At 34.9% G+C, this 18,679-nt stretch carries 9 protein-coding genes; 7 read left to right on the top strand and 2 right to left on the bottom strand.

What is annotated here, in order from left to right:
- The first annotated feature begins 4 nt into the window (after nt 1–4).
- The 3 genes from ERX46_RS02500 (at nt 5) to ERX46_RS02510 (ending at nt 8,027) form a co-directional block, all read left to right on the top strand.
- A complete protein-coding gene (locus tag ERX46_RS02500) occupies nt 5–625 on the top strand; it encodes a 50S ribosomal protein L25 (protein WP_130092250.1) in 621 nt (206 codons plus the stop codon).
- A 372-nt stretch (nt 626–997) separates the two neighbouring features.
- Complete coding sequence (locus ERX46_RS02505) at nt 998–4,333, top strand: CotH kinase family protein (protein ID WP_130092251.1); 3,336 nt, start codon at nt 998–1,000, stop codon at nt 4,331–4,333.
- Between the two features lie 358 nt (nt 4,334–4,691).
- The gene (locus ERX46_RS02510) at nt 4,692–8,027 is read left to right on the top strand and encodes a CotH kinase family protein (protein ID WP_130092252.1); all 3,336 of its coding nucleotides are present in this window, start codon (nt 4,692–4,694) and stop codon (nt 8,025–8,027) included.
- Between the two features lie 1,106 nt (nt 8,028–9,133).
- On the opposite strand, the gene ahcY is transcribed toward ERX46_RS02510, so the two are convergent.
- A complete protein-coding gene (gene ahcY / locus ERX46_RS02515) occupies nt 9,134–10,444 on the bottom strand; it encodes an adenosylhomocysteinase (protein ID WP_130092253.1) in 1,311 nt (436 codons plus the stop codon).
- 301 nt (nt 10,445–10,745) lie between these two features.
- On the opposite strand from ahcY, the gene nirK reads away from it, so the two are divergent.
- From nirK to ERX46_RS02535, 4 genes are all read left to right on the top strand, one after another.
- Nucleotides 10,746–12,221, top strand: a complete 1,476-nt coding sequence (gene nirK / locus ERX46_RS02520; RefSeq protein WP_242494521.1) for a copper-containing nitrite reductase — start codon at nt 10,746–10,748, stop codon at nt 12,219–12,221.
- A gap of 43 nt (nt 12,222–12,264) precedes the next feature.
- On the top strand, nt 12,265–13,032 hold the full coding sequence (locus tag ERX46_RS02525; RefSeq protein WP_242494522.1) for a formylglycine-generating enzyme family protein: 768 nt from the start codon (nt 12,265–12,267) through the stop codon (nt 13,030–13,032).
- Between the two features lie 5 nt (nt 13,033–13,037).
- On the top strand, nt 13,038–13,670 hold the full coding sequence (locus tag ERX46_RS02530) for an SCO family protein (protein WP_130092254.1): 633 nt from the start codon (nt 13,038–13,040) through the stop codon (nt 13,668–13,670).
- A 564-nt stretch (nt 13,671–14,234) separates the two neighbouring features.
- On the top strand, nt 14,235–15,443 hold the full coding sequence (locus ERX46_RS02535) for a M24 family metallopeptidase (RefSeq protein WP_130092255.1): 1,209 nt from the start codon (nt 14,235–14,237) through the stop codon (nt 15,441–15,443).
- A 370-nt stretch (nt 15,444–15,813) separates the two neighbouring features.
- Here the strand turns inward: ERX46_RS02535 and rapA are convergent, their stop codons facing one another.
- A complete protein-coding gene (gene rapA, locus ERX46_RS02540; RefSeq protein ID WP_130092256.1) occupies nt 15,814–18,654 on the bottom strand; it encodes an RNA polymerase-associated protein RapA in 2,841 nt (946 codons plus the stop codon).
- Nucleotides 18,655–18,679 lie beyond the last annotated feature (25 nt).

Consider the following 18,679-nt stretch of genomic DNA (forward strand, 5'->3'; position numbering starts at 1 on the left):
AACAATGAAAGTAGTACAATTGAGCGGTTCGCTTAGAGCGAGCGTAGGAAAAAAGGAAACAAAAGCTGTTCGTAAAAATGGTGGAGTTCCTTGTGTACTTTACGGATCAGGAGAGCAAACATGCTTTTCAGTTCGTTCAGTAGATTTAGAGAAATTAATCTTTTCACCAAACGTATACCAAGTAGAATTGGATATCGATGGGACAAAGAAAATGGCGATTATTCAAGCAAAACAAATGCACCCGCTTACAGATAAGCCAACGCACGTTGATTTTCTTGAATTAGCAGATGATAAACTTGTAAAAGTGGGTATTCCAATCCGTGTTACAGGTCGTTCTAAAGGTGTATTGAATGGTGGTCGTTTAATGACAATCTTCCGTACATTGAAAGTAGAAGGTCTTCCTAAAGATCTTCCAAATGAAGTAGAAATTGATATCACTCCATTACGTATTGGTCAGTCAATTCGTGTTAGAGATATCGATATGCCAGGTGTTAAAACATTGGAAAATGAAAGTGCTGTTGTAGTTTCAGTGAAAATGTCTCGTGGTGCTGTTGATACAGACGAAGAAGAAGGAGAAGCAGGAGCAGAAGGTAGCGAAGAAGCTGCTGATGCAACTGAAGAATAAAAAATCATATACTCTAAAATGTTTAAGGCCTCGACAAATTTGTCGGGGCTTTTTTATATCCTAAAATTCAAATTTATCCGGTTTTTTGGAAGCGATTATTTTTGTTCGTTTAAGTGGATACATCCTTTTGAACCTTTGCAAGTAGCTCGTTGATTATTATTTAAATCATTAGTTTTTTGAATGTTTTTATTTCCTTACTCTAAGTTTATCGCTTTATTCATTAATACTAAAAATTATTTATCTTATATTTGTAGTAGCTAGGGCATTATGATTGCTCTCTTAGTTTTAATCGATCCATATATTTGTTGTTTTACTTATAAATAACCTTGAATCATTTTCTTAAAAATTTAATAATAGTATAATCTAACCTCCATGAATAAAATTACAGACTCACTCTTTTACCTGATTTTCCTCACATTTCCTTTGATTTTAAGCCAAAAGGCTTTTGCCCAGGACATAGCGATTAATGAAGTGATGACCTCTAATAATACTGTTATCGATGATGAAGATGGTGACTATTCAGATTGGATAGAGTTATATAATTACGGAAGCGCTTCTGTGAACTTAGGCGGTTTCGGTATAACAGATGATCCAACTTCATTGTATAAATGGGTTTTTCCAGCAGAAACAATTCAACCGGGAGAATATATCTTAGTTTGGGCCTCTAGTAAAGACAGAGCAGTTCAAGGTCAGCAACTTCACACCAATTTCAAATTGAGCTCAACCGGTGAACCTATTATATTGACCAATGTTTCTGGAGCGATGGTAGATCAAGCTGCTGCTGTGGAATTACAAGCTGATGTTTCTTATGGTAGACAACCAAATGGTACAGGTGCTTGGTTGTTTTTCTACTCAAGTACTCCAGAAGCTTCTAATACAGGGACTGGACTTTCTGAATTGTTATTGCCACCCACTTTTTCTCATGAATCAGGATTGTATACAACAGGTTTCAACCTCACATTATCGCACAATAATGCCGCTGCAGATATTGTCTATACTTTGGATGGTTCTGAGCCTACACCAAGTAATTTATCAGGAACAGTTTTTAATTTTAAAAACGATTATCCAACGCAAATAGGAAGTTCGCCAGGTCCTCTTTTATCAGAAAGTTATACTTCCAACTCTTATGTGTCGCCCATAAATGTTTACGACCGATCTGCTTATCCAGACCAGTTAGCTGCAAAAAATACGCGTCAATCAAATCATTACGTTCCTACAAATCCAGTTAGAAAAGCAACTGTTATCAAAGCAAAAGCATTTGTTAACGGAATCGGTTCAACGACAGTTTCCAAAACATTCTTTGTTTGGAGTCAAGGGAATCCTTTTGATATTCCAGTAATATCTTTGCAGATACAGGAGGATTATTTATTTGATTATGACGATGGAATTTATACATCTGGTGTTGATTTTGATACTTGGAGAGCAAATAATCCAACCAATAATCAACATTACAGACCTGAATGGAATAACTACTGGAGAAGCGGAAGTCAGTGGGAATATCCGGTTAGTATAGAATTATTTGAGTCTACTCCAAGTCTAATGAATTCCGTTTTAAATTTGAATGGTGGTTTTAGAATTCATGGAAATAACTCAAGATCATTGGGTATAAAAAGTCTTCGTCTATACGCTAGAAGTGAATACGATAGTAATAACCTTTTTGAGCATGACTTATTTGATAATTCAATACCTGGAACACCTCTTCCTAACAACAGTTTTAAAAGAATGATGTTGAGGGGAAATGGAACTGGTGGACCAGTTGCTTATGATGTTGTTTTCAATAATGTAATGCAACCTATTTATGATGGAGTAACAAGAATAAAACCGATTATTCATTTTATAAATGGAGAGTATTGGGGACTTACAGCATTAAGAGATCGATTTGATGATAAATATTTTGCTTTAAATTATGGTCTTAATGATGATAATATAGTAATTATAGATTGTAAAGGAAGTAATTGTGATTTAGACGAAGGTATTAGTGGTGATTACTCTACCTTCATTGCGATGCGTGACTATATAATTAATAATGACATGTCGGATCAAGCTTTGTATGACCAAGCGGCTGGTATGTTAGATATGGTTTCTTTTATTGATCATATTGTGATGGAAGTTTATGCTGCAAACGATAGTTATGAGCGTAAATTCTGGAAAGTACGTAATCCTGAAAATACTACTTTTGGAGATGGGAAATGGAGGTTAAGTGTTCAAGATTTCGAAGCTTCATTAAAAGATAATATCAATTGGTTGGAGAATTTAGCGGATATAACAAGTTCTCCAAATGGAGCATTTCTAGGTCATTTATTGGATAATGAAGGCTTCAAAATTCAATTCGTAAATAGATTTGCCGATGTTTTAAATACTGTCTTTACAGAGGATTATTTTAATGGCGTGGTTAATCAAATCTTTAACGAGATTACACCTTATTTACCTGAAGATGCAAACCGTTATCCTAAAAGTGACTTCTATGAACAGTCGGAGAAACTTGAATTGTTAGATTGGGGAACAACAAGACAAGCAATTCAACAAGATCAAATTAAAGCTTATTTTGCTTTCACTGAAGTTTTAGATTTCACGTTGAATGTCTCAGATGAGAATGCAGGATATATCAACATCAGTACAATTGATATTAAGGAATCTACTCCTGGAGTTCCTCAGAACCCTTATCCATGGACAGGTCAGTATTTTCATACTATTCCTGTAACTTTAAAAGCAATTGCGCTTCCAGGTTATACATTTTCTCATTGGTCAGGAGATGTTAGTGGCACAAATTCTACAATTGAAGTAACAGCAACAGCTGATATGCAAATCCAAGCGAACTTTGATGCTATTTTAAATCCGCGTGAAGTGGTTTATTTTTGGTTGATAGATTCGGATATTCCAAATGATACACCACTTGAGGATTTTAGCGTAACTTTTGCGAGTAACAGTCTTCCTGCTTCACTTACATATAACTCTTGTTTAGTTGGATATCCGTTTACTTTAAGCGACCCAAATTGGAGAAAAGCATCTTTTGAACGCAAGAATGCACCCACTCCATTAAATTATTATCCTGAAGCTAACAATAATGTGTCTTATGCAAATTCTAATATGAGAGGAGCGCAAGTTAAGCAACCATTTAAGTCTGGAAATTTAGAAAACAATTTGGTTTTTGATGTTCCAACTACTGATTATGAAAATATATCCTTTTCAGTTGCAGTTATGTCTAATGGAGCTGCAGAAACTATGCTAATTGATTACTGGGACGGTTCTCAATGGATTTCAACTGATTTAGTGGATCCTTCAAAAATGATTACCTCGACTTATGAAGTGTTAGATTTTGACTTTTCTAATGTGACCATTGCAAACGATAATCCTGATTTTAAGATTCGAATGCGATTTGACGGTGCTAATATGACTGTAGAGAGTGGTGACGAAGTAATTATGAATAATATTGTGTTGGCCGGATCTGTAAAGCTTTCTACTGATAACTTATCTGAGTTGGCAACCATTAAAGTATATCCAAATCCAACAACTAACTTGATCAATATTGAGGCTTCTAGTAAAGTAGATGCAATTGCTGTATATAATATTTACGGACAAGAGATTCTTAAGTCTTATCCAAATAAGTTGAAGAGTACTATTAACATAGAGTCATTTGCTCCAGGAGTTTATTTGATAAAAATAGTTTCAAATAATTCAGAGGAAACAGTTAGAGTAATAAAGAGATAAAAAATGTTGGTTCACGTTTGTTCAGCCTTCGTTTTTACCATTAAAAGATAAATATTAGTATTGACAATATAGGGCGGGTTATTATCCGCCCTATATTTTTTAACACCTGCAAATCATTCCTTTTCCCAATCAACAATACAGGAAACTCCTTGCTACTATGAATTCATGACTTAAGTCATTTTTTTGTCAATAATTTAATATCCGATAGTTTTGCATTTGATTTTATTTACCTACATTCGCGGTAATTACAGAACAATTATCTTTCTTAACTTAAGGAAGTTGTGATTAAAAAGCCATGTTAAAATCATTAACATACTAGAATCACTCATTTGTTTTTAACGTTCTAACCTATCCGACAATGAAAAACAAAACCAACTTTTGGTATTATCAAATCGTTACGTCATTTTTTTTGCTTTTAAGTCCATTCGCATTCTCACAAGACCTAGCTATTAACGAAGTCATGACCTCTAATAATACTGTTATTGATGATGAGGACAGTGAATATTCTGACTGGATAGAAATCTATAATTATGGAAGTTCTCCTGTGAATATGGGAGGCTTTGGTATTACAGACGATCTTACTTCACTTTATAAATGGGTTTTTCCAGCTGTAACTATCCTGCCAGGTGATTTTATGTTAGTTTGGGCTTCTAGTAAAGACAGAGTAGTTATAGGGCAGCCTCTTCACACCAATTTCAAATTGAGTTCATCGGGTGAAGCAATTATATTGACCAATTCTTCTGGCGGTATGGTAGATCAAGTTGCTGCGGTTGAATTACAGCCTGATGTTTCTTACGGTAGACAGCCCAATGGAACAGGGGCTTGGAAGTTTTTCTATACAAGTACGCCAGAGACATCGAACATAGGAACTGGACTTTCTGAATTGTTACTGCCTCCAACTTTTTCTCATGAATCTGGATTGTATGCTTCAAATTTTAATTTATCTCTGACACACCTTAACCCAAATGTCCAAATCATTTACACTTTAGATGGTTCCGAACCTGATTTAGGAAACTTAACAGGAACGGCTTTTAATTATAAAAATGATTATCCAACACAAGTTGGAGGTTCTCACGGACCACTTTTAACTGATAGTTATACTTCAAATACATATTCTTCACAGATCAATATTTATGATAAATCTTCTGAACCAGATCAGTTGGCTTCAAAAAATCCTCGTCAACATGTACAATATGTTCCAATAAACCCAGTAAGAAAAGGATTTGTGATAAAAGCAAAAGCTTTTGTAAATGGAATTGGATCCACTACAGTTTCAAAAACATTCTTCGTTTGGAGCCAGGGAAATCCTTATGGTCTGCCAGTTATCTCTTTACAAATGCAAGAAAACCACTTGTTTGATTATGACGACGGAATTTATACTGCGGGTGTTGATTTTGACACTTGGAGAGCAAATAATCCAACAAATAATCAATATTACAGACCAGAATGGAATAACTATTGGCGAGACGGTGAGCTTTGGGAATACCCTGTAAATATTGAATTGTTTGCCTCGACTCCTACCACATTAAATTCTGTAATGAATAACAATGGAGGCTTGAGAATTCACGGAAATAACTCTAGAGCTGGAGCTATTAAAAATCTTCGAATTTATGCGCGAAGTGAATATGACAATAATAATATGTTTCAACATGACTTATTCGAAAATAGAATTCCTGGCACATTAGCTCCAAATACTGATTTTAAAAGAATGATGTTGCGTGGAAACGGAAGTGGAGGACCAATTGCTTATGATGTAGCGTTCAGTACTGCGATGCAACCAATTTATAATGGTGTTGCGAGAATTAAACCAGTTGTTCATTTTATAAATGGTGAGTTTTGGGGACTTACTGCAATAAGAGACCGTATTGACGATAAGCATTTTGCTTTAAATTTTGGTCTTAACGATGAAAATATTGTCATTATCGATTGTAAAGGAAGTAACTGCACTTTGGACGAAGGTGTAAGTGCAGATTACGCTGATTATATTGCGATGCGTGATTTCATTACCAATAATGATATGTCAAACCAATCACTATATGATCAAGCGGCTAGTCAATTAGACATGGGCTCTTTTATTGACCATATAGTGATGGAAATATATGCTGCAAATAATAGTTATGAAAGAAAGTACTGGAAGTCTCGTAATCCTGAAAATAATACTTTTGGTGATGGAAAATGGCGTTTAAGTGTTCAAGATTTTGAAGCGTCACTAAAAGACAATACCAATTGGTTAGCATATCATACTGATTTAACTGGTTCTCCAAATGGTGTTTTTTTAGCTAATTTAGTTGCCAACGAAGGATTTAAGATTCAGTTTATAAATAGATTTGCTGATGTTTTAAATACAGTTTTCACAACAGAATACTTTAATGCTGTTGTCAACCAAGTATTCGATGAAGTTACTCCTTACTTAGCAGAAGATATTAACCGTTACCCAAGAGATGATTTCTTTAAGCAAACAGAAAAAAATAAATTGTTAAATTGGGGTACGACTAGACATGAAATTCAGCAAGATCAAATTAAAGATCACTTTACAATTACTGAAGTTTTAGATTTTACGCTGAATGTGTCAGATATAAATGCAGGATATGTGAAGATTAACACGATTGATATTAAAGAATCAACTCCAGGAGTTACTCAAAACCCCTATCCTTGGATTGGTCAGTATTTTCATACTATTCCTGTAACTTTAAAAGCAATTGCACTTCCTGGATATACATTTTCTCACTGGTCTGGAGATGTTAGCGGTACAAACTCTACAATAGAAGTTACTGCAACAAGTGATATGCAAATTCAAGCTAATTTTGATGCTATTGTGACTCCGCGAGAAGTAGTTTATTTTTGGTTGATGGATAAAGATCTTCCAAATGATACACCTATGGAAAACTTGAGTGTAACTTATGCTAGTAATAGTTTAAATGCTTTACTTACTTATAACTCATGTTTAACTGGGTATCCATTTACACCAGCAAGTGCTAACTGGAGAAAAGCATCTTTGGAACGTAAGAATGCACCAACTCCGTTAAATTATTTTCCTGATGCTAATAACAACGTGTCCTATGCAAATTCTGAAATGAGAGGTGTTCAAGTGAAGCAACCGTTTAGGTCTGGAACTTCACAAAACAATTTGGTTTTTGATGTTCCAACTAAAGATATTGATAACATAAGTTTTTCTGTTGCAGTTATGTCTACCGGAGCTGCAGAATCCATGCTAATAGATTATTGGGACGGATCTCAATGGACTTCAAATAACTTGATAAATCCATCACAAATAATTACATCAACCTATGAGGTTTTAGATTTTGACTTTTCTAATGTTACTATAGCAAACAATAATTCAGACTTTAAGATACGAATGCGTTTTGATGGCGCTAATATGACTGTTGAAAATGGTAATGAAGTGATTATTAATAATATTGTGATGTCAGGTTCGGAAATTCTTTCGACAGATATCCAATCTAAATTGTCAACAATAAAAGTTTATCCAAATCCAACAAGTAACTTACTTAATATTGAGGGAAGTAGTAAGTTAGATGCAATTGCTGTATTTAATATTTATGGACAAGAGATTTATAAAGCCTTCCCAAAAGAATCGAAAAGTTCAATTAATATGGCGTCTTTTGCGCCAGGGATTTATTTAATAAAAGTTGTTTCTAATAATTCAGAAGAAACGGTTAGGGTGATTAAAAGATAAAACAGAAGGGTCGATTCCTGAATTTATCATAAAGCATCTTTCTATTCAGTTAGGAAGGTGCTTTTTTTATGGATTTGTTTCCATCTGTTTAATTAATCGATTGCAATCTTGAGAGGAAGGAAGCTAATGTGGACGTTTTACAAACCGCCCGTACATCATCTTTTCTTGAGAATGATTTCCAAAAAAAAAGAGTATAAATGTTCTATTTAATTCATCGATTGCAATTATGAGAATAAGGAAGCTAATGATGGGGACGTTTTACAAACCGTCCGTACATTATCTTTTCTTGAGGATTATTTCTAAAAAAAAAAGAGTATAAATGTTCTATTTAATTCATCGATTGCAATTATGAGAATAAGGAAGCTAATGATGGGGGCGATTTACAAATCGCCCGTACATTATCTTTTCTTGAGATTGATTTCCAAAAAAAAGAGTATAAATGCTCTGTTTAATGCATCGATTGCAATTATGAGAATAAGAAAGCTAATGATGGGGACGATTTACAAATCGCCCGTACATCATCTTTTCTTGAGAATGATTTCCAAAAAAAAAGAGTATAAATGCTCTATTTAATTCATCGATTGCAATTATGAGAATAATGAAGCTAATGATGGGGGCGATTTACAAATCGCCCGTACATTATCTTTTCTTGAGATTGATTTCCAAAAAAAATAGAGTGTAAATACTCTATTTAATTCATCGATTGCAATCATGAGAGGAAGGAAGCTAATGCTGGGGACGGTTTACAAACCGTCCTTACATAATCTTTTCTTGAGGTTGATTTCAAAAAAAAAGAGTAAAAATGTTCTATTTAATTCATCGATTGCAATTATGAGAATAAGGAAGCTAATGATGGGGGCGATTTACAAATCGCCCGTACATTACCTTTTCTTGAGAATGATTTCCAAAAAAAAAAGAGTCCAAACAATTAAGTCTGAACTCTTTTCAATATGTTATAATTCTATTTATTGGTAGAATCTATTTTCTGATTTAGAAAGTTCTAGAGCAAGGCGCGCTTTGTTTTTAAAATTATAAGTTGACTTTTGTCAATGTTAATTTTTAAAACTAAGTGCAACGCCGCTATCGAACTTTATAAACAGAAAAGACTAGTAACGGTAGTGCTCTGGTTTATATGGCCCCTTAACATCAACTCCGATATAATCAGCTTGATCATTAGAAAGAGTCTCTAACTCAGCACCAACTTTCGCAAGGTGTAATTCAGCAACTTTCTCATCTAAGTGTTTTGGTAACATATAAACGTCGTTTTCATACTTGTCAGTATTCATCCATAATTCCATTTGCGCCAAAGTTTGGTTAGCAAAAGAGTTAGACATTACAAATGATGGATGACCTGTAGCACAACCTAAGTTTACTAAACGACCTTCAGCCAAAAGAATGATATCTTTTCCGTCTAAATCATATAAATCAACTTGTGGTTTAATTTCGTCTTTAGATGTAGCATTTTCGTTTAACCATGAAACATCGATTTCATTGTCAAAGTGTCCTATGTTACAAACGATTACTTTGTCTTTCATTTTCTTGAAATGACGACCAACAACGATGTCTTTGTTTCCAGTTGTAGTAACAACGATATCAACACGGTCAACAACGTTATCCAATTTTCTTACTTCAAAACCATCCATTGCAGCTTGTAATGCACAAATTGGGTCAATTTCTGTTACAATCACACGTGCACCAGCACCTTTAAGTGAAGCAGCAGAACCTTTTCCAACATCTCCGTATCCACAAACAACAGCAACTTTACCAGCCATCATTGTATCTGTAGCACGACGAATTGCATCAACTAATGATTCTTTACATCCGTATTTGTTGTCAAATTTAGATTTAGTAACTGAATCGTTAACGTTAATTGCAGGCATAACTAAAGTACCAGCTTTCTTTCTTTCGTATAAACGGTGAACTCCTGTAGTTGTTTCTTCAGAAAGTCCTTTAATGTCTTTTGTTAATTCTGGGTAACGATCAAATACCATGTTCGTTAAATCTCCACCATCATCAAGGATCATGTTTAAAGGTTGACCGTCTTCAAAAGCAAATAAAGTTTGCTCGATACACCAGTCAAATTCTTCCTCATTCATTCCTTTCCATGCGTAAACTGGAATTCCAGCTGCTGCAATTGCTGCTGCTGCATGATCTTGAGTTGAAAATATATTACATGAAGACCAAGTTACGTCTGCACCTAACTCAACTAAAGTTTCAATTAAAACAGCTGTTTGAATTGTCATGTGCAAACAACCTGCAATACGCGCTCCTTTAAGTGGCTTTGATGCACCAAATTCTTCACGTAAAGACATTAACCCTGGCATATCTGCCTCGGCAAGTCTGATTTCTTTTCTTCCGTAATCTGCAAGGCTAATATCTTTAACCTTGTATTTTAATTGTTCTTTTGCTTCGCTCATTTCTTTATTTTTCTTAAATCGATTACAAAAGTAAGCAATTAAAAAGTTAATATCAAAATCATCAAGGATTTAAAATTATACTTTGTCGTAAGTTCATTATATATGGATTGAGAATCCTAATGAGTTGCCATGAAATCTAATAGCATTAAAAATATTTTATATAAAGACATGTTTATCCGAATATATGCGCGGCGTCATTGAGAAATATGATTTATAGCAGATTTTAAGTTTTCAAACTCATTTCTCATTGTCACACAATTGTCATTGACTATCTTTATACCGTAATTTAAAAACAAACATTATGATTGATTCACAAATTAAATCAAAATTAAAGATGTTCGCATCCTTTTCTCTCTTGTTAGGGGCGGCATCTTTATCTTCATGTTCAGGTGGTGCGAACCAAGAATCTGAAACAAGAAAAATGAACTCAGCAGACATTAAAGTGGTCTCTGAAATGAAGGCAGAATTGACTTCTCCACCTTTCGTTCCAAAATCTACAGCCAATAGAGAAGCAACAAAGCTGATCGTAGATATGGAGATTTTAGAGCAAACAGGTGAAATGGCCGACGGTGTTGAATACGTTTATTGGACATTCGGAGGAACGGTTCCTGGAAGTTTCATTAGAACGAAAGTTGGAGATGAAGTAGAATTTACTTTGAAAAATCACCCAGATAATAAATTGCCTCACAACATTGACCTTCATGCAGTGAATGGACCAGGAGGTGGAGCAGCTTCTTCATTCGTTGCGCCAGGACATGAGATTACTTTCTCATTCAAAACATTAAATCCAGGTTTGTATGTTTACCACTGTGCTACTGCGCCAGTTGGAATGCACATCGCAAACGGAATGTACGGTTTGATCTTGGTTGAGCCAGAAGGAGGACTTCCACCAGTAGATAAAGAATACTACATAATGCAAGGTGATTTCTATACAAAAGGAAACTTTGGAGACCAAGGTGTTCAGCCTTTCGATATGCAGAAAGCTATTGATGAAGATGCAGACTATGTAGTTTTCAACGGTAAAGTTGGAGCATTAACAGGTGATAACGCATTAACAGCAAAAGTTGGTGAAACTGTTCGTCTATTTGTTGGAAACGGTGGACCAAACTTAGTTTCTTCTTTCCACGTAATTGGTGAGATATTCGATAGAGTTCATGTTGAAGGTGGAGATTTGGTTAACACGAATGTTCAAACAACTTTAATTCCTGCCGGAGGTGCAGCAATCGTTGAATTTAAAGTAGACGTACCTGGGGAACTTGTTATTGTAGACCACTCTATTTTCAGAGCATTTAATAAAGGTGCATTAGGTATGTTGAGTGTATCTGGTGATGAAAATAAAAAGATTTTTGCTGGAACAATTCAAGAAGGAATTTACTTACCAGAAGGAGGTACAATTCAATCGATGCCAGTTGAAGCTAAAGTAGATCAACCAATTGTTGAATTGAGTAAATCTGAAAAAATGGCAAATGGTAAAAAGCTTTACGGTTCAACATGTTTTGCATGTCACCAAGCGAATGGAGAAGGTATCGCAAATGCATTCCCTCCTTTAGCAAAAGCAGATTATTTAAATGCTGATGTAAGTCGTGCTATTGAAATAGTTCTTCGTGGTAAAACAGGAGAAATTACTGTAAACAGTAAAAAATACAACAGTGTAATGACTGCACAGAACTTAACTGATAAAGAAGTTGCTGCTGTTATGACTTATGTTTACAATAGTTGGGGTAACAACGGAACAGAAGTTACTGAGGAAATGGTTAAAAAAGTACGTAATAAATAATACGTATCTTATATAATATTACAAACCTTAAAATTTTAAAGTCATGTTTTCTAAAATTGTTAGTATAGTATCAATTGTGTTTTTCTCTCTCACGAGCTATGGACAATCGGAAGGCATGGCTTTAATTAAAGGGGGAACTTATATTCCACTTTATGGTACAGATTCAATGCCCGTTAAAGTGGATAACTTTCACATCGATAAATATCCTGTTACAAATGCAGAATATGTTAAGTTTTTGGAGGAAAATCCGAAATGGAAAAAGTCAAATGTAATTGCACTTTATGCAGATGGAAATTACTTGAGACATTTCACAAATGATTCAAAATTAAAAGAAGGTGAGCTTCTAAACGCTCCAATGACAAATGTTTCATGGTTTGCAGCCAAGAAATACTGTGAGTGTTTAGGGAAAAGATTACCTACTTTAGATGAATGGGAATATGTTGGAATGGCAGACGAGAAAAGAGCTGATGCTCGTTCGAAAGATGATTACAATAAATTCATATTAAGTTGGTATGAAAAACCAAATTCACACAACCAAGAAATTGGAAGTACATTCAAAAATTACTACGGAGTTTATGATATGCACGGACTCGTATGGGAATGGACGCAAGACTTTAATTCGGTATTGATTTCTGGAGAATCTAGAAAAGATGTTGATGGAAGTAGCAATCTATTTTGTGGTGGTGCAGCAGTGGGTTCATCAGATTTGATGAATTACGCAGCATTTATGCGTTACGCATTTCGAGGCAGTATAAAAGCAAATTATTCAATCAGAACATTAGGATTTAGATGTGCTAAATCAATAAAATAATAGCCATGAAAAAGTATATCATATTAAGTTTAACTGCTTTGTTTTCATTAGGAATGTTAAACAGTTGTTCTGATAAAGAAGCTGAAGAAGTTCAAGAAGAGGAAGTAGAATTAAAAACTGAGAAAAAAGAATTTACTGGTGAATTGCCAGAGCTTTCAGTGTATAATTTACCGTCAAATTGGACAAATCAAAATGGTGAAGATATTCAATTGGAAGACTTAAAAGGAGATGTAGTTGTGGCTGTAATGATTTACACTACTTGTAAAGCTGCGTGTCCAAGATTGGTTGCCGATGTGCGCAGAATCTACGACAAAGTGAGTGACAAAGCCAATAAGCAAGTTAAATATGTATTTGTAAGTATTGACCCAGACACGGACACACCAGAAAGAATGAAAGAATTTGCAAAGGAAAACGAAATGGACAGTGATCAATGGGTTTTCTTAAGAGGAGATATTGATGATACACGTGAATTTGCAGCAGTTCTTGCCGTGAGTTATAAACGTATTTCTCCATTGGATTTTTCACATTCGAATATCATAAGTGTGTTCGATCAAGAAGGAGTTTTGGTTCATCAAAAAGAAGGTTTAGGAGTTGATGATTCTGAGACTATTGAGGTAATTGAGAAATTGGCAATGTAGGGTTAAGGTGTCGCAGAGTTTCGCGGAGGAGCAGAGTTTCGCAGAGAATAAAAAGAAGTAGATATACGCAAGTTGTCAATGTTGATGTTATTTTGAAATTGGCAATGTAGGGACGATTTGCAAATCGTCCGTACTTATCGCCAATCGAAATATCCTTACGGTAAAATTTTAATCAAAAACCATTTGTTTTTTTTGTAGGCCGCACTGCATGGCCAATCAAAATACATTACATTCATAATTCATCATTATTTCAAATCGCCAATCGAAATACCCATCCAATATTTGCACAAATCCCTTCTCCTTCCTTTTGCCTTTCGTTTCTCAGCGCTTTCTTTGCTCCTCTGCGCAACTCTGCGTAATTCTTTCTTTTCTTTCACCCCAATATATGCACAAATCCCTTCTCTTTACTTTTGTCTTCCCTTTCTTAGCGCCTTCTTTGCTCCTCTGCGCAACTCGGCGTAATTCTTTCTTTTCTTTCACCCCAAAGTTTGCATCAATTCTTATAATTTTATAGTTTTAGAAAACGCTGATTAATTCAGTGTTAAATTTTAAAACAACAATAGAATGAATAGCAACAGATCATATGGAATTGGTGGGAGCACACCTGAAGAAGAACTTTCAAAATTAAGTGTTCCAAGTATTCAACCTGAACCAATTAAAAGGGAGGAATTCCAAAATAGAATCGATAAAGCTTGTGCTGCTCTAAAATCAAATGGACTGGATGCACTGTATATCAATGCAGGAACCAATTTATACTATTTTACGAATACGCAATGGAACCCTTCAGAACGTTTAGTAGGCGCTTTACTTTTTGCTGATGGAACGTTAAAGTATGTCGTTCCAGAATTTGAAATCGGAACTTTTAATGATTTTATTGGAATAAAAGGAAAATTCATTCCATGGGCAGAGCACGAGTCGCCAGTAGAGAAAATAGCGGAAGTTGTAAAAGAAGGATTAAAATTGGCAATTGATGATTCAACTCGTTTTACGAATGTTTCACGTTTTCAGGAACACAAAAAGTTTCAAATTAGCAGTGCGGAAGAATTAATCAGAGACATCAGAATGATTAAAAGTGAAGCCGAAATTGCACACATTCAATATCCGATGGATTTAACAATGCAAGTGCATCAAGCAACTGCAAGAATTTTAAAACCCGGAATCACAACAGCTGAAGTTGTCAATTTTATTCATAAAGCACATCAAAAACTAGGAATTGCAGCGGGTTCTTATTTCTGTATTGTTCTATTTGGAAAAGATTCTAGTTTCCCTCACGGAGTTAAAACTTCAAAAACATTAGAAGAAAATGAGATGGTTTTGGTTGATACGGGGACACAATTCAATGGATATATTTCTGATATCACAAGAACGTATATTTATGGTGATGCTTCCGAGAAAGAAAAGGAGATTTGGAACAATGAAAAATCTGCACAATTAGCTGCGTTTAAAGCGGCACAATTAGGAAATCCTTGTGGACATATTGACGATGAGGTTCGTGTACAATTAGAAAAAGATGGTTTAGGTCCAGATTATGATTTGCCAGGATTACCACACAGAACTGGTCACGGTATTGGACTCGAAATTCATGAACATCCGTTTATTCTCAGAGGAAATGATATTAAGTTACAAGCAGGAATGACGTTCAGTATTGAACCAATGATTGTCGTAGAAAATGAATTTGGTGTAAGATTAGAAGACCATGTGTATATGACGGAAAATGGACCGAAATGGTTTACTGAGCCGAGTTTTAGTATTGAGAATCCGTTTGGGGTTTAAAGGTGACGCAGAGTTGCGCAGAGGAGCAGAGAAACGCAGAGAAGAAGAAAAAGAGGTAAATATTGTTTAAAGATTGGCAGTGTAGGGACGATTTGTAAACTTAGCGAAGCGATCTCATGACCAAAGGGAGTAATCGTCCGCACTACAATGCCAATCTAAATGTGTTCATGGTGAAAGATTAATCACAAACGTTTCGAAGGGTTATTAATGTTATGTTTCAATTGGTAATGTAGGGACAATTTACAAATTATCCTTACTACAATGCCAATCGAAAAACCTTGTTAATATTATTGTCTGTTGATTTGAAAATTCAACTATATTCAAAAACAGCGCGTTAACAATTGACTCCTATCGCGTTAATAATTTACCATTAAACATTATTTTTCTCTTTTCTTATCAGTTGTAGAGCATCCAATCTCACCCGTGCTTTATTGATTATTGCCGACAGCGTATTACGTTCTTCCATCGCTGTTTCAATTTCATCTGGTCTGATGTGTTGATTCTTTTCTTGCAATGAAGTCAGTCGGTCTATCTCGTGATTCAGTTTAAGTTTCATTCTTTTTAATCCTTTTTCAATTTCTTTATCTCCTAAATCTTTTGCGATTTCTGTTGCAGAGGAAATCATATTTGGAATTAAGATATCTACGAATGCATCATTCTCCAATAAAGCATCAATTCTACTAGGGATAAGATTCTTGTTGAGCAATTCAATTGAATATAAATCTGTGACTTCTTTTCCTGTATGATCCACCACAATTCTGATTGGAGTATGTGGAAGAAAACGGTCGATATCTATACTTTCTTTTCCCGCTGTTTCTAAAACGAATATCAATTCAAGTAATAATCCGGAGCTGCCAGAACTTTTAAGAATTCCAAAACTAGCACTCCCAAATGTTGAACTCATTACCATATCTATAGCTCCAGTTGCCATTGGGTGATCCCAACTCAAGAAACTAATATCGTCTCTGCTGATTGCTCTTTTTCTATCAAACGTAACTTGAATTCCTTCTTGTGGAATTGTCGGAAAAACATCAGCATTAAAAGCTCCTGGATGCAATAAATAAGTTCTTGCCGCTAAATCTTCCATCTCTACATCAAAGTGATGAAAGACTTTTGTTAAGTAGTTTTCTAATGCTTTGTCTTTGTCCTCTGCTTTAATTTGTTTAATTAACTTTTCAGCAACTTTCGGTCGAAATGAATTCATTTCTAAAAGTTTGTCGCGTCCTTCAGCTAAATTTTTCTTGAGTTCTTTTTGAAAATCTGCTGTTTCTTTGATCAGTTTTTCTAGTTCAGAATTCACTTCTTCAATTGATGGGTTTTTAGTAATGTTTAATAATCGATCACTAAATAAACGAGAAATATTATCTCCGCCTTCAAGGTTAGTATTAAAAGCATTTAAACCTTCATGAAACCATCTTACAATGCTGCTTTGAGGACTTCCAACGATATATGGAATATGAATATTGATGTCGTTTTTCTGTCCAATTCTATCTAGACGACCAATTCTTTGTTCCAATAATTCTGGATGAAATGGTACATCAAATAAAATGAGGTGATGAGCAAATTGAAAGTTTCGACCTTCACTTCCAATTTCTGAACACAATAGAATTTGAGCACTGTCATGATCGGCAAACCAAGCTGCGTTTTTATCGCGTTGGACTAATGATAAATCTTCATGGAAAACACCAACATTCAAATTGATAGCTTTACTGATCGCAGCTTCTAAAGCCAAGACTTTTTCCTTGGTAGAACAAATCAATAGAATTTTCTCAGGATATATTTCTTCCATTTTGGTTAAAACCCATTTTACACGCGGATCTTTATTGAACCAAAATTCTTGTTCACCGTTTTCTTCTGCATCCCTATTCATATCATAGGAAAACTCATTCGTTAATCGTTCAATCCAAAGATTATGATCCTTCTCTATTTGAAGTGGAACAACATGAGCAATTCTTTTTGGGAATCCGCTCATTGCTTGTCGGGTATTTCGAAATAAAACTCTTCCTGGACCATGTTGATCAAGCAAATCTTCAATCAGATTGTGTCTTGAGGTTTCATTTTTAAAATCTAAAGCAGCTATTCTTTCTTTAGAAAATGTTGATTCTGATAGCTTCTTGTCTTTTGGTTTTATGTCCGCTCCTGAGGATAGCTTTTCAACTAAATCAGCAATGTCTTTATTTCCCTCAGGTTCATTTTTGAAATCTTCGAAATTAGTATAGCGATTCGGATCAAGTAAACGCAGTCGAGCAAAGTGACTTTCAACTCCTAATTGCTCTGGAGTAGCGGTTAAAAGTAATAATCCTTCAGTCGCTTGACTCAATAAATCTACAATACTGTATTCTGGACTTACTTCATCAACAGACCATTCCAAGTGATGTGCTTCATCAACAACCAACATGTCCCAACCTGCTTTAATCGCTTGAGAAGCTCGTTTTCTTGAACCTGCTAAAAACTCTGTACTGCAAATAATCAATTGATTGTCGAGAAAAGGATTTCCTTCTGGAGCGCTTTCTTCAAGAGATTCACAACGTTCTTCATCGAAGATATTAAACCATAAATTGAATTTTCGCAAGACTTCCACAAACCATTGGTGAATCAAAGATTCTGGAACAAGAATAAGCACGCGTGAAATTCTTCCAGTCACCAATAAACGTTGCAGAATCAAACAAGCTTCAATTGTTTTTCCAAGTCCAACTTGGTCTGAAAGTAAAACACGAGGAGCGAATCTTGAACTCACTTCATGTGCGATATACAATTGATGAGGTATTAAATCTATTTTTCCACCGACAAATCCATGAACAGGAGAAATTTTTCTTTGGTAATCATTGTAAAGCGTTTCTCTGCGTAAAGCAAACATTTCAGGAGTATCAATATCGCCCATAAAAAGTCGATCGTCAACATTTGTTGTTGCTGTTCCAGCGCCTATTTCTGCTTCAAGCATATTTGTATCCTTCCCAAAATAAACGTAAATATTTCCTTCGAGTTGGACTTTTTCAATCAGCATTGATTGGCCTTGATGGTCTATAATAGTATCTCCAACTTTAAAAATAATTCTATTTAAAGGAGCACTTTCTTTCGCGTAAAGACGCATCTCATCTGCAACAGGAAAATGAATTTGTACTTTGTCTTTACTTACTTCTAAAACTATTCCCATTCCCAATTCAGGCTCTCCAGAACTGGTATATCTTTGATTAGGAAAAAAATCTTCCATATTTAAAATTGCTTTTTTTGATTGT

Origin of the sequence: Brumimicrobium glaciale (assembly GCF_004152935.1) — a bacterium.
In the GTDB taxonomy this organism is placed as follows: Bacteria; Bacteroidota; Bacteroidia; order Flavobacteriales_D; family Crocinitomicaceae; genus Brumimicrobium; species Brumimicrobium glaciale.